Origin of the sequence: Mycobacterium sp. SMC-17 (assembly GCF_045310915.1) — a bacterium.
Lineage (GTDB): Bacteria > Actinomycetota > Actinomycetes > Mycobacteriales > Mycobacteriaceae > Mycobacterium.
This window is the reverse complement of record NZ_JBJIAK010000028.1, coordinates 26715-48765: the sequence shown is the minus strand read 5'-3', so window position 1 is coordinate 48765 and position 22051 is coordinate 26715. Positions and strand designations below refer to the sequence as shown.

Below are 22051 nucleotides of genomic sequence, written 5' to 3'. Positions count from 1 at the left end.
GCACGAAAATCCGCGGGTGGCGCGGAAAATCGTGCACAAATCACTACTTTTCGAGGGTGAATTGATTGACGTCGACCTGGCGCAGCCGGAACAACTTCGCACACCCGGTCAGGTATTTCATGTACCGGTCGTAGACCTCGACCGATTGCACTGCGATGGCTTCGTCGCGGTGTGATTCCAGGGCTTCGGCCCAGAGGTCGAGGGTTTTCGCGTAGTGCGGCTGCAATGACTGGACACGAGTCACCTTGAATCCGGCCGCGGCGGCGTGCTGACGGACCATCGGGGCGGACGGCAGCCGGCCGCCCGGGAAAATCTCGGTCATGATGAACTTGACGAACCGCAGGAGGTCAATCGTCACGGGCAGGTTCGTGTAACGCGGATCGGTGGTGCAGATGGTGTGCAACAGCATGACGCCGTCGGGCGGGAGGGCGTCGTACGCCATCTGGAAGAACGCGGGATAGCGTTCGTGACCGAAATGTTCGAAGGCGCCGATCGACACGATACGGTCGACTGTTCCGTCGTATTGTTCCCAGCCTCCGAGGAGGACGCGACGGGAGCGGGTGGTGTCCATGTCGTCGAAGAGCCGCTCGACGTGGGTGGCCTGGTTTCTGGACAAGGTGAGGCCGATGACGTTCACGTCGTACTTCTCGATGGCGCGGCACATGGTGGCACCCCAGCCGCAGCCGACGTCGAGCAGCGTCATTCCCGGTGTGAGGCCGAGTTTTCCGAGGGCGAGGTCGATCTTGGCTGTTTGGGCTTGTTCGAGCGTCATGTCGTCGCGCTCGAAGTATGCGCAGCTGTAGGTCTGGCTGGAATCCAGGAACAGCCTGAAGAAGTCGTCGGACAGGTCGTAGTGGGCTTGAACGTCCGCGAAATGGGGTTGAAGTTTCTGCGCCATGAGGTTCCTTCCTGGCGGTTGGACTGGAATCGGTCGCTTATGAAAAGCCTTGAAGTGCAACGGATACCGGCTTGACGTCGGCGACTTCGCCTGATCAGTACCGAATCGCGGTGTGATTGCGTCAGGTCGGCGGCATCAGGACCGAATCGATCATGTACACCGTGGCATTCGCGGTCTTGACCCCACCGCACACGAGCGCGGCGTCATTGACTTTCAGACCTGCGCCGACGCCGGTGACGTTCACCGGCGAGCTCTCGAGGGTGGTGTGGATTCCGGCCACCGCCGCAGGCGAGAGTTGGCCTTGCACTACGTGATACGTGAGGATCCTGGTCAGGGTGGCGGAGTCCGTCTTGAGTGAGTCCAGAGTCGCTGCCGGCAGCTTCTTGAAGGCATCATCGGTGGGCGCGAAAACGGTGTATTCGCCGTTGTTCAGAGTCGCGACCAGGTTGACGTTTGGGTTCAGCTTGCCCGACAGCGCCGCCGTCAGCGTGGTCAGCATCGGATTGTCGGAGGCTGCCGTCGCGACCGGGTGCAACCCCATCCCGGCGACCGAACCCGGCCCGGTGGGGACCTGCTGTGCGTAAGCCTGGCAACCAGTGCCCACGAGTGCCGTATCGGGTGGGGCCGATGTCGCTGCCGAGGCAGCACTTGGCATAGAAGCCATGTTCGTACTCGGCGCAGCTGAGGATGCCGACTTGGTGCCGGCGTCCGAACACGCTGATAGGCCGATGACGGCGGCAATCGACAGGCCGGCGGCCGCGATGTGTGGATAGCGAGGGTGTTGCATCGAGGTCTCCTCAGTACGGACGACTGCCGCCGTGGTTTGTTCTTTGTTTACTGATTCGGAGCCCCGGCGCTTTTGGATGGGTCTGCGGGCAGATGGAATCAGGATTGTCCGCCAACGTGATTCGACTGAAGGGGAGGAGCGGCCAGACTCGTGTACCCGAAGACACCGAATTCGCTGCCACACCCATCCGGGCCGCCCCTGACTCCGAATCCCTTCTGTGACCCGCAGCGTGGTGGCTCGGGCGTTCGGACGAGAGTGAAACCAGATGACGCAGCGATTTGACGTGGCGATCGTGGGCGGCGGTCCGGCAGGGTCGGCGGCCGCATGGCAGGCGACGCAGGCCGGGGCTCGCGTGCTGTTGCTGGACAAGGCTGAGTTCCCCCGAGACAAGCCGTGTGGTGATGGCCTGACACCGCGGGCCGTCAGCTACATCCAGAAGATGGGACTCGCTGAGCAGGTCGCGAAGTTCCACCGCGTGAATCGAGCCACGGTCTACAGTCCGAGTCGCTGGGACCTGGCATTCCCGGACCGCCCAGGGATGCCTGATCACGGCCACGTGGCGCGCCGACTGGATCTCGACTTGATGCTGCTCGACCGGGCCGAGTTCTGCGGTGCCGAGGTGCGCCGCGGCACCGAGGTCGCCGGACCGATTCTCGATGACGGTGGGCGCGTGGCAGGAGTGGTGCTCAAAAGCGGCGAACGGGTCGCAGCTGATGCGGTGATTGCCGCAGACGGCGCCCATTCGCCGATCAAGCGGGCCCTGAATCTCGTCTCGCAGCACAACGGTTACGCCGCGATCGCGATCCGGGCCGAGATGTCCGCCAGTCGACCGGATGTCGACTCGCTCGATGTGCACCTACAACTGAGATTCCGTGGCGATCAGCTGCCGGGTTATGGCTGGGTTTTCCCACTCGGCGGGGGCCGGGTGAACATCGGTCTCGGGTATGTGAACAGCTACAAGAAGTGGCAGCAGATCAACGCGACGCAATTGTTGGGTGAGTTCCTGGCGGGACTACCCCAAGAGTGGCAGCTACCGTCGATCGGCGAGTTGATGAAAGCGAAGGCCGTACGGGCGTGGCGGCTACCGATGGGATTCACGGCGTGGCCGCCGTGGCGACCCGGTGTCCTGTTCGCCGGCGACGCGCTCGGCGCGGCGCGGCCGGCTTCAGGCGCAGGAATCTCCAAGGGGTTGCAATCCGGACTGGCGGCCGGCGAATGCGCAATCGCGGCGCTGACCAACGGTGGGCCAGACGATTTCACCAACTACACCCAGCGGGTGGAAGCGGCATGGGGCAAGGAGTATCGCCGCGGTCGATGGTTCCACCGGCTGGTCGGTGTGCCTGCGATCGCGGCTGCCGGGGTGCGCACGCTCGATGCTGTCAGCAATCCATCGGTGCGGGCGAGGCTGCTGTTCTGGGAGCAATGGTCCGACCCCGGCGCCCTGCCGCATGTTGCAGGGCCGGGTACCGAATCCTAGGTATTAGCAAAAGAGCTGAGGGGCAACGCATTAAACGTGCGACCGGCCCGCCCGGGCCGGTCGCACGTTTACCTAGGCGCTGCGCTTGTGATAACTGGCGAGCGTGACGTCGAGCAGGCCTTCGGTGAAGTACCGTTCACACCCGCGCAGATACCTCATGAAGCGCTGGTAGACCTCCTCGGATTGGATTTCCACCGCCTCGCTGTGGTTGGACTCCAGCGCGTCGCCCCACGTCTTGAGCGTCCGGATGTAGTGCGGCCGTAGGGAGATGGCCTCGGGGACAACGAAACCGGCCCGTTCGCCGTGTTCGACCATCATGTCCGTCGTCGGAATCCGACCGCCCGGGAAGATTTCGGTGACGATGAATTTGATGAAGCGCGCGGTCTCGAAGGTGACCTTCTTGCCGTCCGCGTTCAACTGATACGGATGGAAGCCGACGCTGCTCTGGATGGTCATCCGGCCGTCGGCGGGAAGGATGTCGAAACACTTCTTGAAGAAATCCGGATAGCGCTCGAAACCGAAGTGCTCGAAGGCCTCGATGGACACGATCCGGTCGACGGGCTCGTCGAATTGTTCCCAGCCCTGCAGGAGGACCCGGCGGGTCCGGTCGCTGTCGATGCCGTCCAGAAGTTGTTGTGTGAACGCCCTCTGGTTCTTCGACAGCGTCAATCCGATGACGTTGACGTCGTACTTCTCGACTGCTCGTCTAGCGGTCGCGCCCCAGCCACAACCGATGTCCAACAACGTCATTCCCGGTTTCAGGTCGAGTTTGTCGAGGTTGAGATCGATCTTGGCGAGCTGCGCTTCCTCAAGGGTCAGGGTCGGAGGCTCGAAGTACGCGCAGCTGTAGGTGCGCGACGGGTCTTGGAATAGGGCGAAGAAATCGTCCGACAGGTCGTAGTGGGCTTGAATCTCTTCGAAATGTGGACGCATTTCTTCTTGGGAACCAGCAGGCATGGATCCGTGCTTTCCAACGCGGCGCAACGCCGCGTCTGTGTGATTGCGGTCTGGTGACAGGCTGTGGGTGGTCTGCTACTTCTGCAGGGTGAATTGATTGACGTCCACCTGGCGACGGTGGAACATGTCGGCGCAACCGGTCAGATATTTCATGTACCGGTCGTAGACCTCCACCGACTGGATCGCGATGGCCTCGTCGCGGTGCGCCTCCAGTGCCTCGGCCCAGTGGTCGAGGGTTTTCGCATAGTGCGGCTGCAGTGACTGCACGCGGGTGACGCGGAATCCGGCTGCGGTGGAGAGGTTTTCAACCATCTCGATGGACGGCAGACGGCCACCGGGGAAGATCTCGGTCACGATGAACTTCACAAATCTGGCCAACGCGAACGTCAACGGAATGCCCATTTCCGCGGCCCGGCGCGGGTCGATGCCGCAAATGGTGTGCAGCAGCATGACGCCATCGGACGGCAACGCGTCATAGGCCATCTGAAAGAACGCCGGATAACGGTCGTGACCGAAATGCTCGAACGCGCCGATAGACACGATGCGGTCGACCGTTTCGTCGAACTGTTCCCAGCCTTCGAGGTACACGCGGCGCGAACGCGTGGTGTCCACGCCGTCGAGCACATGATTGACATATGCGGCTTGGTTTTTCGACAGGGTCAGCCCGACGACGTTGACGTCGTACTTTTCGATCGCGCGCCGCATCGTCGCGCCCCAGCCGCAGCCGACGTCGAGCAGTGTGATGCCGGGTTCGAGGCCCAGCTTGCCCAACGCGAGGTCGATCTTCGCCAATTGGGCCTGTTCCAGCGTCATGTCGTCGCGCTCGAAATATGCACAACTGTAGGTCCGGCTCGGATCCAGAAACAGTCTGAAGAAATCATCTGACAGGTCGTAATGCGCCTGGACGTCCGCAAAATGCGGTTTGAGTTTTTCTGCCATGGCTTCCTCTCCAGGCCGGCGGCCTGAGAATGCTGATCGCGCGCACACCTGCTCGAGCCGGCGACGTCGACGGCTCGTTGGGAGGTGCTGTGCCCTGTACACGTATGTGGTGCCCGCACGGTTCACGAGCACGACACCCTGGTATTCGTTGCCAGGTTTCAGTTGGATGGGTGGGGCGCCGAAATTGAAGATTTGCCCGGTTGCTGGAGCGATATCGGCACAGCGATCGGCAGCGCAGGAATTCGCGGTCCGGCGGTGCCCGCGCTGCTGGAGCGATCAGCCAGAGAAGCCCTGAAGTATGTTGCCGACGGCTTACCAGTGAAGCAACGACTCAGCTGCAATGCAAGAGCAAACGCCCACCAACCGTCGACGTCATCCGTTAGGCCGACGTCGGCCGGGCCGGCCGTAGACCGGCCGACCGCAGCTCCAACGCCGCCAACTTCCGGATCGCGACGGTGTCGTGGGTGCGCCACGCGGTCACCGGGTCGTCGGAAACCTCGGTCAGCTTTGCCAGCGGCCGGTTGGCCAGCGCCCGCAACGCCAGCAGCTGTTCGCCGGCGTCGGTCGACGCCAGCGTCACGGCCGTCCACTTCCGGCGGAAGAACCTGATCCGCAGCACCAGCCACGGCATCGCGACGGCGAGGATCGGCGGCAGCGCCACCGCCAGCGCGAGCACCCAGGCCAGCCAGCTGGCGGTGCTGTTCAGGCTGTCACCGGCGCCCGCGATGTCGACCGCGGCGTGGCCGGCCGAGCGCAATGGACCGCCGAAGGCCTTTCCGATCAGAGGAATGCCGTCGGCGTTGTGGCCGGCGGAGGCCAGGCTGTCGGCGACGCCGTCGGCGCCGTCGTGCACCTGGCGCCCGACGTCGGCGATGGTGGCGATGGCGCTGTGCACCGCGACGCCGACCGAGATCCAGATGGCGAACCACACCAGCGCGACGACATCGCTGGTCAACTGGGCGAGCAGCCGGCCCGGCGTGCGGGCGTAGGGCACGTAGCGCGAACTCATGCCAACCATCCCAACAGATAGGGTGGTCCGATGCGCCCAGCTTTGTCCGACTACCGCCATCTCACCAGCGGCAAGGTTCGCGACCTGTACCGCATCGACGACGACCACCTGCTGTTCGTCGCATCGGACCGGATTTCCGCTTTCGACTATGTACTCGACAGCGAGATCCCGGACAAGGGCCGCGTGCTCACCGCCATGAGCGTCTTCTTCTTCGACTACCTGGCCGAGCAGCTGGGCACCGCCAACCACCTCGCCGGCCCGGCCGACGACGAGCGCATCCCCGCCGAGGTACTGGGCCGTGCCCTGGTGGTGCGCAGCCTGGAAATGATGCCGGTCGAGTGCGTGGCGCGCGGATACCTGACCGGTTCGGGGCTCATCGACTACCGCAAGACGGGCCAGGTGTGCGGCATCGCGCTGCCGGAGGGCCTGACGGAGGCCAGCCGGTTCGGTGAGCCGCTGTTCACGCCGGCGACCAAGGCCGAGATCGGTGCGCACGACGAGAACATCGCGTTCGACGCCGTCGTGAAGCTGGTCGGCGCCGAGCGGGCCGAGCAGCTGCGCGACGAGACCCTCAAGGTCTACAGCGCCGCCGCCGCGCACGCGCTGACCAAGGGAATTATCCTGGCGGACACCAAGTTCGAGTTCGGGGTCGACGCCGACGGTGGGCTGGTGCTGGCCGACGAGGTGCTCACTCCGGACTCGTCACGGTACTGGCCGGTGGACGGCTACGCCGAGGGCGTGGTGCAGCCCAGCTTCGACAAGCAGTTCGTCCGGAACTGGCTGACGGGCCCAGACTCCGGCTGGGACCGCGGCGGCGACACCCCGCCGCCGCCGCTGCCCGACGACATCGTCGAGGCCACCCGGGCGCGATACATCGAGGCGTACGAACGGATTTCGGGTCGCCGGTTCGCCGATTGGATCGGCGCATGAGCAACCCGCCGATCGCCAAGAAGGTCGAGCACCGCCGCGAACACCACGGCGACGTGTTCATCGACCCGTACGAGTGGATGCGGGACAAGAACGATCCCGAGGTGATCGCGCTCCTGAACGCGGAGAACGCCTACACCGAGGAGATCACCGCGCCGCTGGAACCGTTGCGGCAGAAGATCTTCGACGAGATCAAGGCCCGCACCAAAGAGACCGATCTGTCGGTGCCGACCCGGCGCGGCGACTGGTGGTACTACGCCCGCAGCTTCGAGGGCAAGCAGTACAGCGTGCACTGCCGGTGTCCCATCAGCGATCCCGACGACTGGACCCCGCCGCAGCTCGATGAGCACACCGAGGTCCCCGGCGAGCAGGTGCTGCTGGACGAGAACGTCGAGGCCGAGGGCCACGACTTCTTCTCGCTCGGCGCGGCCACCGTCAGCGTCGACGCCAACATCCTCGCCTACTCCGTCGACACCGTGGGCGACGAGCGATACACGTTGAAGTTCAAGGACTTACGCACCGGCGAGCTGTACGACGACCGGATCACCGGCATCGGCGCCGGCGGCACCTGGGCGGCCGACAACCGGACGCTCTACTACGTCACGGTCGACGACGCCTGGCGGCCGGACACCGTCTGGCGGCATCGACTGGGCTCCGGGCTGCCCGGTGAGAAGGTGCACCACGAGTCCGACGAGCGGTTCTGGGTGGGCGTGGGCCGCACCCGCAGTGACAAGTACATCTTCATCGCCGCCGGCAGTGCCGTCACCTCCGAGGTGCGTTACGCCGACGCGGGCGACGCCAAGGCCGAATTCAAAGTGGTGTTGCCGCGCAAGGACTCCGTCGAATATTCGGTCGAGCACGCGGTGGTCGGCGGCGAGGATCGGTTCCTGATCCTGCACAACGACGGTGCCGAGAACTTCACGCTGGTCGATGTGCCGGTGTCCGATGCTCCGCTGACGAGCCTCGACGGTGCCCGCACGCTCATCGAGCACCGCGACGACGTCCGCCTCGACGGTGTCGATGCGTTCGCCGACCAGTTGGTGGTGAGCTATCGGCGGGAGGCGTTGCCGCGAATCCAGCTGTGGCCCTTCGATTCCGACGGCAACTACGGCGAGACCCAGGAGATCGCGTTCGAGTCGGAGTTGATGTCGGTCGGCCTGTCGGGCAACCCGAACTGGTCGTCGCCGCGGCTGCGGGTGGGAGCGACGTCGTTCGTCATCCCGGTGCGGATCTATGACCTGGACCTGGCCACCGGTGAACGAATCCTGTTGCGCGAGCAGCCGGTTCTCGGTGACTACCGGCCCGAGGACTACCTCGAGCGCCGGGACTGGGCGGTGGCCGCCGATGGCACGAAGGTGCCGCTGTCGATCATCCAGCGCGTGGGCGCACCGACCCCGGCGCCGGCGCTGCTGTACGGCTACGGCGCCTACGAGTCCTGCGAGGACCCCCGTTTCTCGATCGCCCGGCTGTCGCTGCTGGACCGCGGCGTGGTGTTCGTCGTCGCGCACGTGCGTGGCGGCGGAGAGCTGGGGCGTGGCTGGTACGAGCACGGCAAGCTGCTGGAGAAGAAGAACACCTTCACCGACTTCATCAGTGCCGCAGAGCATCTGATCGCCACGGGCGTCACCAGGCCGGAGAATCTCGTGGCGCTCGGTGGCAGTGCCGGTGGCCTGCTGATGGGTGCCGTGGCCAACATGGCGCCGCACCTGTTCGCCGGCATCCTCGCCCAGGTGCCCTTCGTCGACGCGCTGACCACCATCCTCGACCCGTCGCTGCCGCTCACCGTCACCGAGTGGGACGAGTGGGGTAACCCGTTGGCGGACAAGGCCGTCTACGACTACATGAAGTCCTACACGCCGTACGAGAACGTGACGGCTCAGGACTACCCGGCGATTCTGGCGATGACGTCGCTCAACGACACCCGCGTGTACTACGTCGAGCCCGCGAAATGGGTTGCCGCGCTGCGCAGCACCAAGACAGACAACCATCCCGTCTTGCTCAAGACCGAGATGGCGGCCGGGCACGGCGGCACCAGTGGGCGCTACGAACGCTGGAAGGAAGCCGCGTTCCAGTACGCCTGGGTGCTAGCCACCGCGGACCGCGACAAATATGGCAGCGGCCAGGTAGATGACCTCCTGGACGGAGCGCACGCCTAGGTTCGACGCCATGGAGGGCGGCGTGTCGGGCATCTGCGCGGCGTAGATGTTGGCGGGGAACATGGCCAGCATCAGCAGGAACAGGCAGATGGCGGCCGCGACACGCGTGGGCGGGAACAGGAGCCCGACGGCGCCGAGCAGCTCCAGCACGCCGGTGATGGCCACCAGTCGTTCCGGCGACGGCAGCCGCGGCGGGACGATCGCGATCATGTCGCGCCGCATGCCCGGGGTGAAATGTGCGACGCCGGTCATGAAGAACATCAGAGCCAAGCCGACCGCGATGGCGCTCGGCCAGCTGTCGACGTAGCCGACCCCGAGCCAGCCGGCGACGCGTGCGGCCAGGCTGCCCAGCACGAGAGCGAGAAGAACGGCCATGGGCTGCGCCTCCGTAATCTAGTCGACGTCTAGATTGAAGGATATCCTGGAACTTGACACTGTCAAGATAGGATGCGGACATGGCCAGGCAGAGCTACCACCACGGCGACCTGAAGGCCGTCATCCTGGAGCAGGCGGCCGCGCTCGTCGCCGAACGTGGCGCCGACAGCATCTCGCTGCGCGAGTTGGCCCGCGCGGCCGGCGTATCGCACGCGGCGCCGGCGCACCACTTCACCGATCGGCGGGGGTTGTTCACCGCGCTGGCGACCGAGGGCTTCACGCAGCTGGCGGCTGCCCTCGCTGAGGCGGAGCCGGAATTCGCCTATGCGGCAAGGGCTTACGTGCAGTTCGCCCTCGACCACCCCGGCCACTACGCCGTCATGTTCGACAAGATGCTCTACGACGCATCCGACCCGGACCTGCGCGCCGCCGAAGCCGAGGCGGCCGCCGAACTCACCGGCGGCGTGGCGACCCTGGTTGATCCCAATGCCCAGAACGACCCCGAGGGCTCGGCGCTGGCCGCGTGGTCTCTGGTCCACGGTTTCGCGCTGCTGACCCTCAACGGCGCGGTCACCGACCCCGATCCCGTCGACACCGCCGAACGCCTCGCCCGCATCCTCTTCTCCGGCTAGTTCTCCGGCCAGCCCCGCCCACCTCCCGCCTCTCACCCCCACTTCCCGCGCACCCCACCTCCCGCCGCCCCCCTTCCCGCCTCCCACCCCCACTTCCCGCTGCCCCCACTTCCCGCGAGCGGCCGTGTTTGTACGGCGACGCGCCGCAATTTGCGTGCAGGAAGGTGCCGCTCACAACTGCTGAGCGGCCGTGTCTGTACGGCGACGCGCCGCAATCTGCGTGCAAGAAGGTGCCGCTCGTGGCTGCTGAGTGGCCGCGTTTTGTACACGTAGGTCGGCGTGTCGCCGTACAAACACGGCCGCTCGCGCTGAAGAGCAGGGAGAGAAAAGGGGCAGTGTTCAGGCGGCACCAATGTCACGGCAACCGACGGGACACCTGACGTTGTCACACTGCTTACATGGCTGGCCAATTGATCGTCTCGATCTCGGGGATCCGGGACCGCACGCTGGGTGACGTCGCCGACTTCTGTGCCGAGCTCGACGCCCGGCAGATTCCGGCGTCGCTGCTGGTCGCCCCGCGGCTCAAAGGCGGCTACCGGCTGGAGCGTGACATCCCCACGGTCGAGTGGTTGACCAAACGCCGTGCGGCGGGGGCCGCTGTTGTCCTGCACGGGTTCGACGAAGCGGCCAGCAAGAAGCGTCGCGGCGAATTCGCCGCCCTGCCCGCACACGAGGCCAACCTGCGGCTGATGGGCGCCGACCGGGTGCTCGAACACCTCGGCCTGCGCACCCGCTTGTTCGCCGCGCCCGGTTGGACGGCGTCGCAGGGCACCGTGACCGCGTTGCCGCGCAACGGATTCCGGCTGTTGGCCGGCGATGCGGGCATCACCGACCTGGTGCGGTCCACCACCTTGCGGTCGCGGGTCTTCGGCATCGGCGAGGGGTTCCTCACCGAACCCTGGTGGTGTCGCACCCTGGTGCTGGCCGCCGAGCGCACGGCCCGGCGCGGCGGCACCGTCCGGCTCGCCGTGGCCGCCGGTCAGCTGCGCCGGACCGGGCCGCGTCAGGCCATGCTCGACGCCATCGACCTCTCACTCATGCACGGTTGCGCCCCCGCGGCCTACGAGTGGACGCCCGACCCGGCACTAACTGACGCGGCCTGACCCCTGGGACGCTAGCGTGGCCCCATGGACGCTGACGTCATCGTGGTGGGGGCCGGGCTGGCCGGGCTGGTCGCTGCCGCCGAACTGCTCGAGCGGGGCCGGTCAGTTCTGATCGTCGACCAGGAGAACGAGGCCAACATCGGTGGCCAGGCGTTCTGGTCGTTCGGCGGACTGTTCTTCGTCGACAGCGCCGAACAGCGACGGGTCGGTATTCGCGACAGCTACGAGCGGGCGCTGGAAGATTGGCTGCGCACAGCAGGTTTCGACCGCGACGAGGACCACTGGCCCGAGCAGTGGGCGCGCGCCTACGTCGACTTCGCCGCGGGCGAGAAGCGCAGCTGGCTGCGCGAGCGGGGCCTGCAGACCTTCGCGTTGGTCGGCTGGGCCGAACGTGGCGGCTGGGACGGCAAGGGGCCGGGCAACTCGGTGCCGCGCTTCCACATCACCTGGGGTACCGGCCCGGCACTGGTCGACATCTTCGCGCGACGGGTCGTCGGGCACCCCAAAGTGCGCTTCGCACACCGGCATCGGGTCGACGAACTGATTGTCGATCAAGGCGCCGTCGCCGGCGTGCGCGGCGCGGTGCTGGAACCGTCGAACACTGCCCGTGGTGAGGCGTCATCGCGTAACACCGTGGGGGAGTTCGAGTTCCGCGCGCAGTCGGTGATCGTCGCAAGTGGTGGCATCGGCGGCAACCACGACCTGGTGCGCCAGAACTGGCCCAAGCGCATGGGCCGGGTGCCCGGCCAGCTGCTGTCCGGTGTGCCCGCGCACGTCGACGGCCGCATGCTCGGCATCAGCCAGGCCGCCGGCGCCAGCGTCATCAACAACGACCGGATGTGGCACTACACCGAGGGCATCACCAACTACGACCCGATCTGGCCGCTGCACGGCATCCGCATCCTGCCCGGGCCGTCGTCGCTGTGGCTGGACGCCACCGGCAAGCGGCTGCCCGACCCGCTGTACCCGGGCTACGACACCCTGGGCACGCTGGAATACATCTGCCAAACCGGTTACGACTACACGTGGTTCGTGCTCGACCAGAGCATCATCGCCAAGGAATTCGGGCTGTCCGGACAGGAGCAGAATCCCGACCTCACCGGCAAGAACCTGCGGGAAGTGCTGGGGCGTAGCCGGGGCGGTGGCCCGGCCCCGGTCCGCGCGTTCGTCGACAAGGGCGTGGACTTCGTGTCGGCGAACACATTGCGCGACTTGGTTTCTGCCATGAACAAGGTGCCCGACGTCGAACCGCTGGACTACGCGACCGTCGAGGCCGAGGTCAACGCCCGCGACAAGGAGATGACCAGCAAGCTCACCAGCGACGGCCAGACCGTGGCCTACCGGGCCGCACGCTCGTACCTGCCGGACCGGCTGGCGCGCATCGCCGGGCCGCACAAACTGACCGACCCCAAGGCCGGCCCGATGATCGCCGTCAAGCTGCACATCCTGACCCGAAAGTCCTTGGGCGGCTTGCACACCGACCTCGACTCGCGGGTGCTGACGCCGGAGGGCGCGGTGCTCGACGGACTGTACGCGGCCGGCGAGGCGGCCGGTTTCGGCGGCGGCGGTGTGCACGGCTACCGGGCGCTGGAAGGCACCTTCCTGGGTGGCTGCATCTTCTCCGGCCGCGCCGCCGGACGTGCCGCGGCCCGCGCCGTCGGCTGAGTACCTAGCCGCCGGCGGGTGACTGCACGCGGTCGGCGCCCCTGGCGCGCGGGGAACGATGCAGTACCTGCGGGCCGGCGGCCAGGACCGCCAGGCACACCATCGACGTGGCATAGAGCGCGCCGCCGATGATGTCGGTGAAGTAGTGGAAGTGGTTGCTGGCCATGCCGATAGACGGGATGGCGGCGCCGATCGTCGCGATCGTGACGCTCCACGCGTGCACCCCGATCCCGAGCACCAGCATGGCCGCGACGGTGATCGCCACGGTGGTGTGGCCGCTGGGATACGCCAGATTCTCGCCGTACCAGGGCCGGCCGAACAGCACCTTCAGCACCTTGGCGCCGATGATCGAGATGACCGGGCACAACGCGGCCACGGTGGCCAGCCGCCACTCGCGTCGCCACAGCGGGATGCCCACAGCCAGCAGATAGAGCGGTACCAGCACCTTGACGCGGTTGAGCAGCAGCATCCAGTACGGGTGGTCGCCGAGCAGTGCGCGCGACGTCTGCATGAACCAGTGATCCACGGCCGAGTCACCCGACCGGACGACGATGCCCAGCGCGATCATCGCGGTGAACCCGACAAGCGGCCACCACACCAAGAACCGTCGCGCGTTCAGAACCGCATCTCCTGCTCGGGCGTCAGCACCCGGAAGTCGGTGTCGGTCATCTCGTCGAGGCGGCCGTAGTAGATGCCCTTGGCCTGCTCGGCGACGACGCCCTGATGGATCGGCACCGCATGCTGCGGCGCGACGGCCCGCAGGAAGTCGACGGCCTCGGCGATCTTCATCCACGGAGCGGCGGCCGGTGCGGCCAGCACCTCGACCGGCTCGTCCGGCACGAACAGCGCGTCGCCCGGGTGCATCAGGCGGGCAGCGTGACCAGCATCACCGACCAGGTACGAGATGTTGTCGATGATCGGAATCTCCGGGTGGATCACCGCATGCTTGCCGCCTGCGCCGCGCACCGTCAGGTGACCGATCGACACCGTGTCGCCGACGTGCACGGCCTGCCACGCGCCACCCAGCTGCGCCGCGGTCATGGGGTCGGCATACAGCTTGGCCTGCGGATTCGCCTCGACCAGGGCCGGCAGCCGGGCCGGATCGGCGTGGTCGGGGTGCTGATGAGTGATCAGGATGGCGTCCAGTCCCGTGATGCCCTCGAACCCGTGCGAGAAGTTGCCCGGGTCGAACAGGACCGTCGCCTGCGCGTCGCCGTCGGTGAATCGGGCCAACAGGCAGGAATGTCCGAAGTGCGTCAGCTCCATCAGTCCATTGTGCGGGCATCGCGGCGCACAAGGGCGCCGGTAGAGTACAGATGTCTTCCCGTCGCTACGCTCGCCTCGGCAGAGCAATCCGACCCGAACAAAGGAGCGCGCGTGGCCCGCGTCGTTGTGCACGTGATGCCCAAGGCCGAAATCCTGGACCCGCAAGGCCAGGCGATTGTGGGAGCGCTGGGGCGCCTCGGGATCACCGGAGTGTCCGACGTCCGCCAGGGCAAGCGCTTCGAACTCGAGGTCGACGACACCGTGTCCGACGAGACGCTGGAGCACGTCGCCGAGACGCTGCTGGCCAACACCGTCATCGAGGACTTCTCGGTGCACCGGGAGAACGCATGACCACCAAGGTCGGTGTCATCACCTTCCCCGGCACGCTCGACGATGTCGACGCAGCGCGCGCCGTCCGGGCCGTAGGCGGCGAGTCCGTCAGCCTCTGGCACGCCGATCCGGACCTGAAGGGCGTCGACGCCGTCATCGTCCCCGGCGGCTTCTCCTACGGCGACTACCTGCGCTGCGGCGCCATCGCCAAGTTCGCGCCCGTCATGACCTCGGTCGTCGAAGCGGCCGGCAAGGGCATGCCCGTGCTGGGCATCTGCAACGGCTTCCAGGTGCTGTGCGAGGCCGGGCTGCTGCCGGGCGCGCTGACCCGCAACGAGGGTCTGCACTTCATCTGCCGCGACGTGTGGCTCGAGGTCACCGCGACGTCGACCGCGTGGAGCAGCCGCTATGAACCCGGCGCCGACATCCTGATCCCGCTCAAGTCGGGTGAGGGACGGTACGTCGCGTCGGAGAGCGTGCTCGACGAGCTCGAAGGCGAAGGTCGCGTGGTCTTCCGCTACCGCGACAACATGAACGGTTCGATGCGCTCGATCGCCGGGATCAGCTCGGCCAACGGCCGCGTCGTCGGCCTGATGCCGCACCCCGAACACGCCACCGAGGCCCTCACCGGCCCGTCCGACGACGGACTCGGCATCTTCTTCTCGGCACTCGACGCGGTCCTGAGCGCCTGACGCCGTTCTGGCTTGCCCGCGAGGGTGCATACAGATCGCGAAAATCGCCCGCGAGACGCGCTAGGCGCACCCTCGTTGGCGTGGCCGACGCAGCTGCGCCCAGGGTTCAGGGTCAACTCGATTCGAGCATCCCGACCTGTTGACCCTGACCTGAGGGCGCACCTCACTCGAAGAAGTGCGCCCTGGGTACAGGATCAATGCGGTGGTGCGGGGGAGCAACCGATGCGTCAGCTGTCGAGCGCGACCGACGCCTCGGCGGTGTAGCACAGGAACGTCAGCGTCTCCTGCAGGTACAGCTGCACCGTCTCGGCATCGTGCGACAGGTAGCCGATGGTCACGTCGGTGCCCAGCTGCAGGTCGAAATCGCCTCCGCGCGTGGACAATACGAACGCGCCGTCGATGGCGGGCGCCCAGATGATCTCACCGTCGACCAGGCGGTTGAGGTGCTCCAGCAGCGGGTAGCCGTGCTCGGTGGTCTCACTGACCTTGGTGTAGGCCTCCGCCGACAGCAGCACCGAGTACGGCCCGTCCACACCGGCCAGACGCAGCTCGGACAGCGCCTGCGAGATCACGTCCGGGTAGCCCCGCGGGTCGCTCGGCAGCGCCAGCGCCGGGTTGGAGCTGGCGGCGCGGATGCCCTCGATCTGCGCGGCCGGGTAGCCCTCGAAGATCGCCCGGTCCTCCGAGAACGCCAGCTTCTTGGCGGCTTCCTTCACCGGATCCCAGTCGGAGTCCTGCGCGCCGCGCTCGACGTCGTCGATCGCCGTGCGGGTCACCGTGAACGGCACCCGCAGCCGCACCAGCGGCCGGGCTTCCCGAAGGTGCGCCACCACACCGTCGGCCGGCGACGTGACATCGACGAGATGGCCGGTGCTGACCGCGGCCGTCTTCGGTCCACCCGGCTCGCTCACGTCGACGACGCGACGGCCGGCGATGTGCCGCTTGAACGTCCGGGCGGCCTCCTCTTCGATCTGGGCCCACGCGGCCGCGGTGATCGGAGCGAGATCGCGGTACAGGTTGTTCATTGCGGTTGACCTTTCAGACTGCCGATGGACAGGGTGCCAGTTGACGTGGGTTGGGCTTCGGGTTCGGCCGGTGCTGCGGCGGGCAGGGGCGGCGGCGCATCGAGGAAATCGACTGTGGGAGTGAAGAACAACACTCCGGTGACTGCCGTGGAGAAATCCAGGATGCGATCGGTGTTGCCCGGCGGATCGCCGATGAACATGTTTCGCAGCATGCGTTCGGTGACGGCCGGGTCGGCCGAGTACGCGATGTAGTACGTGCCGAATTCCCCTGAGCCGACGCGGCCGAACGGCATGTTGGCCCGCACGATCTGCAGTTGGTTACCGTCGTCGTCCTCGATGACGTTGAGGGCCAGGTGTGAGTTGGGTGGCTTGACGTCGTCGGCCATCTCGATGTCCTCGAGCTTGCTGCGGCCGATCACCCGTTCCTGCTCGGTGACGCTGAGCGACTCCCACGACGCCATGTCGTGCAGGTACTTCTGCACGTGAACGTAACTGCCACCGGCGAATTCGGGATCGTCGTCGCCGACCAGCGCGGCGACCACGGCATCCGGTCCGTCCGGGTTCTCGGTGCCGTCGACGAAGCCGAGCAGGTCGCGGTTCTCGAAGAACTTGAATCCGTGTACCTCGTCGATCACCGTCACCGCGCCGTCGAGTGACTTCAGAATCTGGCTGGCCAGCTCGAAACACACGTCCATGGCGTTCGCCCGGATGTGGAACAGCAGGTCGCCCGGCGTCGACGGCGCGTGGTGACGCGCACCCTGCAATTCCGGGAACTCATGCAGCCCGGCCGGCCGCGGCCCGCTGAACAAGCGATCCCAGGCGTCCGAGCTGATGCCGGTCACGAGGCTCAGACGGCTTGCGGGCGTGCGGAATCCAACTGCCCGAACGAGTCCGGACAGCCCGGTGAGCGCATCGTGCACTTCGGGCTCGGCGCCCTCATCGATGGTGGCGATGAGAAAGATGGCAGCAGATGTCAACGTGGTGAGAACGGGCTGAGGCCGTGCGGGACACACGAACTCGACCCTAGCGGCAACGGCAACGGATTTCCGGGTGATGATGGCCTCATGACCGGAGCTACTGCCGCAGGCCTCTGCGGGTTCATCGACGCGTCGCCCTCGCCGTTCCATGTGTGCGCGACGGTGGCCGCGCGGCTGACCGCCGCCGGCTTCACCGAACTCGCCGAGACCGACGCCTGGCCCGCCTCTCCCGGTAACTACTTCACGGTGCGGGCCGGCTCGCTGGTGGCGTGGCGGGCGACGGAGGCGCCGAAGCCCTTCCGCATCGTCGGCGGCCACACCGACAGCCCCAACCTGCGGGTCAAGCAGCACCCCGACCGGTTCGTCAGCGGCTGGCAGGTCGTGGCGCTCGAGCCCTACGGCGGCGCCTGGCTGAACTCGTGGCTGGACCGCGACCTCGGCATCAGCGGCCGGCTGTCGGTGCGGCGCGGCAACACCGTCGAGGACGTCCTGGTCCGGATCGACGACCCGATCCTGCGGGTGCCGCAGCTGGCCATCCACCTGTCCGACGACCGCAAGGGCGTCAGCCTCGACCCGCAGCGGCACGTCAACGCGGTGTGGGGCGTCGGGACCGGAACCCGTGACTTCCTGGCCTTCGTCGCCGAGCGGGCGGGCGTCGACGGCGCCGACGTCCTGGCCGCCGACCTGATGACGCACGACCTGACGCCCTCTCGGCTGATCGGCGCCGACAGTGAGCTCGTCAGCGCACCCCGGCTCGACAACCAAGGCACCTGCTACGCCGGGCTGGAGGCATTCCTGGCCGCGCCGGCTGCCGACTACGTTCCGGTGCTGGCGCTGTTCGACCACGAAGAGGTCGGGTCGACGTCCGACCACGGCGCGCAGTCCGATCTGCTGCCGACGGTGCTGGAGCGCATCGTGCTGGCGGCCGGCGGAACGCGCGAGGATCTGCTGCGCCGGCTGGCCGGCTCGATGGTGGCCTCGGGCGACATGGCGCACGCCACGCACCCGAACTACCCGGAGCGGCATGAACCGGGGCACCTCATCGAGGTCAACGGCGGCCCAGTGCTCAAGGTGCAACCCAACCTGCGGTACGCCACCGACGGCCGGACCGCCGCGGCGTTCGCATTGGCCTGCGCGCAAGCCGGGGTACCGCTGCAGCGGTACGAGCACCGCGCCGACCTGCCGTGCGGATCGACCATCGGCCCGATGACCGCCGCCCGCACCGGCATCCCGACCGTCGACGTCGGCGCCGCGCAGCTGGCTATGCACTCGGCACGCGAGGTGATGGGCGCGCTCGACGTGCCGGCCTACGCCGCGGCGCTGCAGGCGTTCCTGGCACCCGCCTAGAGTTCGACCATGGCACTCAAAGTGGAGATGGTCACATTCGACTGCACCGACGCACAGGCCCTCGCCGACTGGTGGGCCGCGCAATTCGGCGGCAAGGTGCACACCCTGATGCCGGGGGAGTTCTTCGTCGTCAACTTCCCGGAGGGCCCGAATCTGGGCTTCCAGCAGGTCGACGACCCGACGCCCGGCAAGAACCGGCTGCACCTGGACTTCCACCTCGAAGGCGACATCGAGCCCGAGCTCGAGCGCCTCAAAGCCGCGGGCGCGACGGAAACCGAGCGTCATGCCTTCGGCGAGGTGGCCCGCTGGGTGGTGCTGGCCGACCCGGAAGGCAACGCGTTCTGCATCGCGGGCGCGGCCTGACGGGCTAGGGACCGGCCTGCTCGACCAGTTCGACGCCGGTGGACACCACCGGCTCCGACGCGGCATGCCACGCCTTGGACGCGACGACGATGGCGCCGGCACAGATACACACCAGGGCCGCGATCACGGCCAGCACCGCGATCGCACCCCGGTTGAGTCCGATGTGAAGTCTCATCCGGCCACGCTAAGAGCGCGGGATGAGGCCCCGATGGGTCCTACCTAGCAGCCCGCTATGAGGGCCGCCGCGATGAGTTCCCCCGCTCGGGCGAGTCGACTTAGTGTTGAACCGCCGATCGAGAACGGAGTCCGCCATGGCCGACGCCAAGGATGTATCGCAATCACGGGCCGTATGGGCCGGTCGCACCACACCGCAGAAGGCCGGCCTCGTCCTGAGCGCCTTCCTCCTGCTGTTCCTGCTGGCCGATGCCATTCCGAAGATTCTCGGGATGGAGTTCGCGCGCACCGCGACCGAGGGCATCGGCTTCCCGCCCTACCAGACGTACGTCATCGGGTGGGTGCTGCTGGCCTGCATCATCGTGTGGGTGATCCCCCGCACCGCAGTGCTGGGCGCGGTCGGGCTGACGGCCTATCTCGGCGGTGCCGTGACCATCGACATGCATCAAGAGGCGTGGTTCCCCGTGGTCTTCGCGGTGGCCTTCGGACTACTGATCTGGGGCGCGCTCATCCTGCGGCGGCCGGCGCTGCTCAAGGTGCTGGTCAGCGGCGACGAGTAGCCGGCGCTCGCCGTGGCGGGCGGGCCAGGTCGGCAACGGTAGACTCTCTGCGTGACGTCCTCGGTCGATACCGTCAATAACGCGACTACCACGCCCGACCAGCCGCAGCCGTATCGCGAGCTCGGTCTCAAGGATGACGAGTACCAGCGCATCCGCGAGATCCTCGGCCGTCGGCCCACCGATGCCGAGCTGGCCATGTACTCGGTGATGTGGAGCGAGCACTGCTCGTACAAGTCCTCGAAGGTGCATCTGCGCTACTTCGGTGAGACCACCACCGACGAGATGCGCGCCGGCATGCTGGCCGGTATCGGCGAGAACGCCGGCGTCGTCGACATCGGTGACGGCTGGGCCGTCACCTTCAAGGTCGAATCGCACAACCACCCGTCGTACGTCGAGCCCTACCAGGGCGCGGCCACGGGCGTCGGCGGCATCGTCCGCGACATCATGGCGATGGGCGCCCGCCCGGTCGCGGTGATGGACCAGCTGCGCTTCGGCGCGGCCGACGCGCCCGACACCCGCCGCGTGCTCGACGGCGTCGTCCGCGGCGTCGGCGGCTACGGCAACTCGCTGGGCCTGCCGAACATCGGCGGCGAGACCATCTTCGACCCGTCCTACGCCGGCAACCCGCTGGTGAACGCGCTCTGCGTGGGCGCGCTTCGTGTCGAGGACCTGCACCTGGCGTTCGCGTCCGGCACCGGCAACAAGATCATCCTGTTCGGCGCCCGCACGGGCCTCGACGGCATCGGCGGCGTCTCGGTGCTGGCCTCCGACACCTTCTCGGGTGACGAGTCCGGCGCCGGCCGCAAGAAGCTGCCGAGCGTCCAGGTCGGCGACCCGTTCACCGAGAAGGTGCTCATCGAGTGCTGTCTCGAGCTTTACGCCGCGCATCTCGTGGTCGGTATCCAGGATCTCGGTGGCGCCGGATTGTCCTGTGCCACTTCGGAACTGGCATCGGCCGGCGACGGCGGCATGCACATCGACCTCGACAAGGTGCCGCTGCGCGCCGCCAACATGACCCCGGCCGAGGTGCTCTCCAGCGAGTCGCAGGAGCGCATGTGCGCCGTTGTGACGCCGGAGAACGTCGACGCGTTCATGGCCGTCTGCCGCAAGTGGGACGTCCTGGCGACCGTCATCGGTGAGGTCACCGACGGTGACCGGCTGAAGATCAGCTGGCACGGCGAGACCGTCGTCGACGTGCCGCCGCGCACCGTCGCCCACGAGGGCCCGGTCTACAACCGGCCCGTCCAGCGCCCCCACACCCAGGACGCACTGATCGCGGACACCTCCGCCAACCTGCCCCGGCCCAAGACCGGCGACGAGCTGCGCGCCACCCTGCTGCAGCTGCTCGGCAGCCCGCACCTGTGCAGCCGCGCGTTCATCACCGAGCAGTACGACCGCTATGTCCGCGGCAACACCGTGCTGGCCGAGCACGCCGACGGCGGCGTCCTGCGCATCGACGAGGCCACCGGCCGCGGCATCGCGGTGTCGACCGACGCCTCGGGCCGCTACACGCAGCTGGACCCGTACACCGGCGCGCAGCTGGCGCTGGCCGAGGCCTACCGCAACGTCGCCGTCACCGGCGCGACGCCGGTGGCCGTCACCAACTGCCTCAACTTCGGTTCGCCGGAGGACCCGGGCGTCATGTGGCAGTTCTCGCAGGCCGTGCGCGGCCTCGCGGATGGCTGTGCGGCCCTTGGTATTCCGGTCACCGGCGGCAACGTCAGCTTCTACAACCAGACCGGCTCCACCGCGATCCTGCCGACCCCGGTGGTGGGCGTGCTCGGCGTCATCGACGACGTGCACCGCCGCATCCCGACCGGCATCGGCCTGGAGCCGGGCGAAACGCTGATCTTGCTGGGCGACACCTACGACGAGTTCGACGGTTCGGTCTGGGCCCAGGTCACGGCCGACCATCTCGGTGGCGTGCCGCCGCGTGTCGATCTCAAGCGCGAGCAGTTGCTGTCCGAGGTGCTGACCGCGGGTTCGCGCGACGGCCTGATCTCGGCCGCCCACGACCTGTCCGAGGGCGGGCTCATCCAGGCCGTCGTCGAGGCGGCCCTGGCCGGCGAAACCGGTTGCCGCGTCCTGCTTCCCGAGGATGCGGACCCGTTCGTGCAGCTGTTCTCCGAGTCGTCGGGCCGCGTCCTTGTCGCGGTGCCGCGCACCGAGGAGAGCCGCTTCATGGCGATGTGCGAGGCCCGCGAACTGCCGGCCGTCCGCATCGGCGTGGTCGATCCGGGCAGCGACTCGGTGGAGGTGCAGGGTCAGTTCAGCGTCACGCTGGACGAACTGCGCACAACTTCCGAGAGCGTGCTGCCCGCCCTGTTCTCCCATGAGTGATTTGTGCACGAAAATCCGCGCCCACCGCGGAAAATCGTGCACAAATCCCTGA

General features: G+C 67.1%; 23 protein-coding genes. 12 read left to right on the top strand and 11 right to left on the bottom strand.

The features are described from left to right. Window positions 1-43 precede the first annotated feature (43 nt). Together ACJH7A_RS18355 and ACJH7A_RS18350 are read right to left on the bottom strand one after the other, a co-directional pair. Window positions 44-898, bottom strand: a complete 855-nt coding sequence (locus ACJH7A_RS18355) for a cyclopropane mycolic acid synthase family methyltransferase (protein ID WP_318987361.1) — start codon at window positions 896-898, stop codon at window positions 44-46. Between the two features lie 121 nt (window positions 899-1019). Beyond that, window positions 1020-1685, bottom strand: a complete 666-nt coding sequence (locus ACJH7A_RS18350; RefSeq protein ID WP_318987360.1) for a fasciclin domain-containing protein — start codon at window positions 1683-1685, stop codon at window positions 1020-1022. Window positions 1686-1950: 265 nt separating this feature from the next. On the opposite strand from ACJH7A_RS18350, the gene ACJH7A_RS18345 reads away from it, so the two are divergent. After that, entirely contained in the window at window positions 1951-3162 is a 1212-nt protein-coding gene (locus tag ACJH7A_RS18345; RefSeq protein WP_318987359.1) for a geranylgeranyl reductase family protein, read from the top strand. A 72-nt stretch (window positions 3163-3234) separates the two neighbouring features. On the opposite strand, the gene ACJH7A_RS18340 is transcribed toward ACJH7A_RS18345, so the two are convergent. From ACJH7A_RS18340 to ACJH7A_RS18330, 3 genes are all read right to left on the bottom strand, one after another. Beyond that, window positions 3235-4119 carry a cyclopropane mycolic acid synthase family methyltransferase gene (locus ACJH7A_RS18340; RefSeq protein ID WP_318987358.1) on the bottom strand — a complete coding sequence of 295 codons (885 nt, stop codon included), beginning with the start codon at window positions 4117-4119 and terminating at the stop codon, window positions 3235-3237. 75 nt (window positions 4120-4194) lie between these two features. After that, complete coding sequence (locus tag ACJH7A_RS18335) at window positions 4195-5058, bottom strand: cyclopropane mycolic acid synthase family methyltransferase (RefSeq protein WP_406775169.1); 864 nt, start codon at window positions 5056-5058, stop codon at window positions 4195-4197. 379 nt (window positions 5059-5437) lie between these two features. Further along, window positions 5438-6067 carry a hypothetical protein gene (locus ACJH7A_RS18330; protein ID WP_406775107.1) on the bottom strand — a complete coding sequence of 210 codons (630 nt, stop codon included), beginning with the start codon at window positions 6065-6067 and terminating at the stop codon, window positions 5438-5440. Between the two features lie 30 nt (window positions 6068-6097). Here ACJH7A_RS18330 and ACJH7A_RS18325 point away from each other — a divergent pair, with 30 nt between their 5' ends. Together ACJH7A_RS18325 and ACJH7A_RS18320 are read left to right on the top strand one after the other, a co-directional pair. Beyond that, window positions 6098-6997, top strand: a complete 900-nt coding sequence (locus ACJH7A_RS18325; RefSeq protein WP_406802493.1) for a phosphoribosylaminoimidazolesuccinocarboxamide synthase — start codon at window positions 6098-6100, stop codon at window positions 6995-6997. Further along, complete coding sequence (locus ACJH7A_RS18320; RefSeq protein WP_406775105.1) at window positions 6994-9150, top strand: S9 family peptidase; 2157 nt, start codon at window positions 6994-6996, stop codon at window positions 9148-9150. Before ACJH7A_RS18325 ends, ACJH7A_RS18320 begins: the two co-directional genes overlap by 4 nt. Here the strand turns inward: ACJH7A_RS18320 and ACJH7A_RS18315 are convergent. After that, window positions 9079-9525: a DoxX family protein gene (locus ACJH7A_RS18315; protein WP_212813490.1), complete on the bottom strand. Its 447-nt coding sequence runs from the start codon at window positions 9523-9525 to the stop codon at window positions 9079-9081. The two genes, ACJH7A_RS18320 and ACJH7A_RS18315, sit on opposite strands and share 72 nt — an antisense overlap. Before the next feature lie 80 nt (window positions 9526-9605). Between ACJH7A_RS18315 and ACJH7A_RS18310 the strand changes: the two genes are divergently transcribed. From ACJH7A_RS18310 to ACJH7A_RS18300, 3 genes are all read left to right on the top strand, one after another. Beyond that, window positions 9606-10157, top strand: coding sequence for a TetR/AcrR family transcriptional regulator (locus ACJH7A_RS18310; RefSeq protein WP_212813488.1), 552 nt, complete (start codon window positions 9606-9608; stop codon window positions 10155-10157). 398 nt (window positions 10158-10555) lie between these two features. Further along, window positions 10556-11260, top strand: a complete 705-nt coding sequence (locus ACJH7A_RS18305) for a DUF2334 domain-containing protein (protein ID WP_212813486.1) — start codon at window positions 10556-10558, stop codon at window positions 11258-11260. A 24-nt stretch (window positions 11261-11284) separates the two neighbouring features. Beyond that, on the top strand, window positions 11285-12925 hold the full coding sequence (locus ACJH7A_RS18300) for an FAD-binding dehydrogenase (protein ID WP_212813484.1): 1641 nt from the start codon (window positions 11285-11287) through the stop codon (window positions 12923-12925). A 4-nt stretch (window positions 12926-12929) separates the two neighbouring features. On the opposite strand, the gene ACJH7A_RS18295 is transcribed toward ACJH7A_RS18300, so the two are convergent. Both ACJH7A_RS18295 and ACJH7A_RS18290 read right to left on the bottom strand, forming a co-directional pair. Next, window positions 12930-13523 (bottom strand): phosphatase PAP2 family protein, encoded by a 594-nt coding sequence (locus ACJH7A_RS18295; RefSeq protein ID WP_212813482.1) that lies wholly within the window; start codon window positions 13521-13523, stop codon window positions 12930-12932. 17 nt (window positions 13524-13540) lie between these two features. Then, window positions 13541-14191: an MBL fold metallo-hydrolase gene (locus tag ACJH7A_RS18290; protein ID WP_212813480.1), complete on the bottom strand. Its 651-nt coding sequence runs from the start codon at window positions 14189-14191 to the stop codon at window positions 13541-13543. 111 nt (window positions 14192-14302) lie between these two features. Here ACJH7A_RS18290 and purS point away from each other — a divergent pair, with 111 nt between their 5' ends. Next, window positions 14303-14542 (top strand): phosphoribosylformylglycinamidine synthase subunit PurS, encoded by a 240-nt coding sequence (gene purS, locus ACJH7A_RS18285; RefSeq protein ID WP_020098778.1) that lies wholly within the window; start codon window positions 14303-14305, stop codon window positions 14540-14542. Then, window positions 14539-15213, top strand: a complete 675-nt coding sequence (gene purQ / locus ACJH7A_RS18280) for a phosphoribosylformylglycinamidine synthase subunit PurQ (protein WP_406802492.1) — start codon at window positions 14539-14541, stop codon at window positions 15211-15213. Before purS ends, purQ begins: the two co-directional genes overlap by 4 nt. 227 nt (window positions 15214-15440) lie before the next feature. Here purQ and ACJH7A_RS18275 read toward each other — a convergent pair whose 3' ends face one another. Together ACJH7A_RS18275 and ACJH7A_RS18270 are read right to left on the bottom strand one after the other, a co-directional pair. Continuing rightward, window positions 15441-16238: a family 1 encapsulin nanocompartment shell protein gene (locus tag ACJH7A_RS18275; protein ID WP_212813478.1), complete on the bottom strand. Its 798-nt coding sequence runs from the start codon at window positions 16236-16238 to the stop codon at window positions 15441-15443. Then, on the bottom strand, window positions 16235-17251 hold the full coding sequence (locus ACJH7A_RS18270) for a Dyp-type peroxidase (RefSeq protein ID WP_212813471.1): 1017 nt from the start codon (window positions 17249-17251) through the stop codon (window positions 16235-16237). Before ACJH7A_RS18270 ends, ACJH7A_RS18275 begins: the two co-directional genes overlap by 4 nt. 51 nt (window positions 17252-17302) lie before the next feature. Here ACJH7A_RS18270 and ACJH7A_RS18265 point away from each other — a divergent pair, with 51 nt between their 5' ends. Next, window positions 17303-18562, top strand: a complete 1260-nt coding sequence (locus ACJH7A_RS18265; RefSeq protein ID WP_406802491.1) for a M18 family aminopeptidase — start codon at window positions 17303-17305, stop codon at window positions 18560-18562. A 9-nt stretch (window positions 18563-18571) separates the two neighbouring features. Next, window positions 18572-18925: a VOC family protein gene (locus ACJH7A_RS18260; protein ID WP_020098783.1), complete on the top strand. Its 354-nt coding sequence runs from the start codon at window positions 18572-18574 to the stop codon at window positions 18923-18925. Between the two features lie 4 nt (window positions 18926-18929). On the opposite strand, the gene ACJH7A_RS18255 is transcribed toward ACJH7A_RS18260, so the two are convergent. Further along, window positions 18930-19100: a hypothetical protein gene (locus ACJH7A_RS18255; protein WP_212813467.1), complete on the bottom strand. Its 171-nt coding sequence runs from the start codon at window positions 19098-19100 to the stop codon at window positions 18930-18932. A gap of 136 nt (window positions 19101-19236) precedes the next feature. Between ACJH7A_RS18255 and ACJH7A_RS18250 the strand changes: the two genes are divergently transcribed. Together ACJH7A_RS18250 and purL are read left to right on the top strand one after the other, a co-directional pair. After that, a complete protein-coding gene (locus ACJH7A_RS18250; RefSeq protein WP_212813465.1) occupies window positions 19237-19659 on the top strand; it encodes a DoxX family protein in 423 nt (140 codons plus the stop codon). 51 nt (window positions 19660-19710) lie between these two features. Continuing rightward, window positions 19711-21999: a phosphoribosylformylglycinamidine synthase subunit PurL gene (gene purL / locus ACJH7A_RS18245; RefSeq protein ID WP_406775820.1), complete on the top strand. Its 2289-nt coding sequence runs from the start codon at window positions 19711-19713 to the stop codon at window positions 21997-21999. Window positions 22000-22051: the final 52 nt, after the last annotated feature.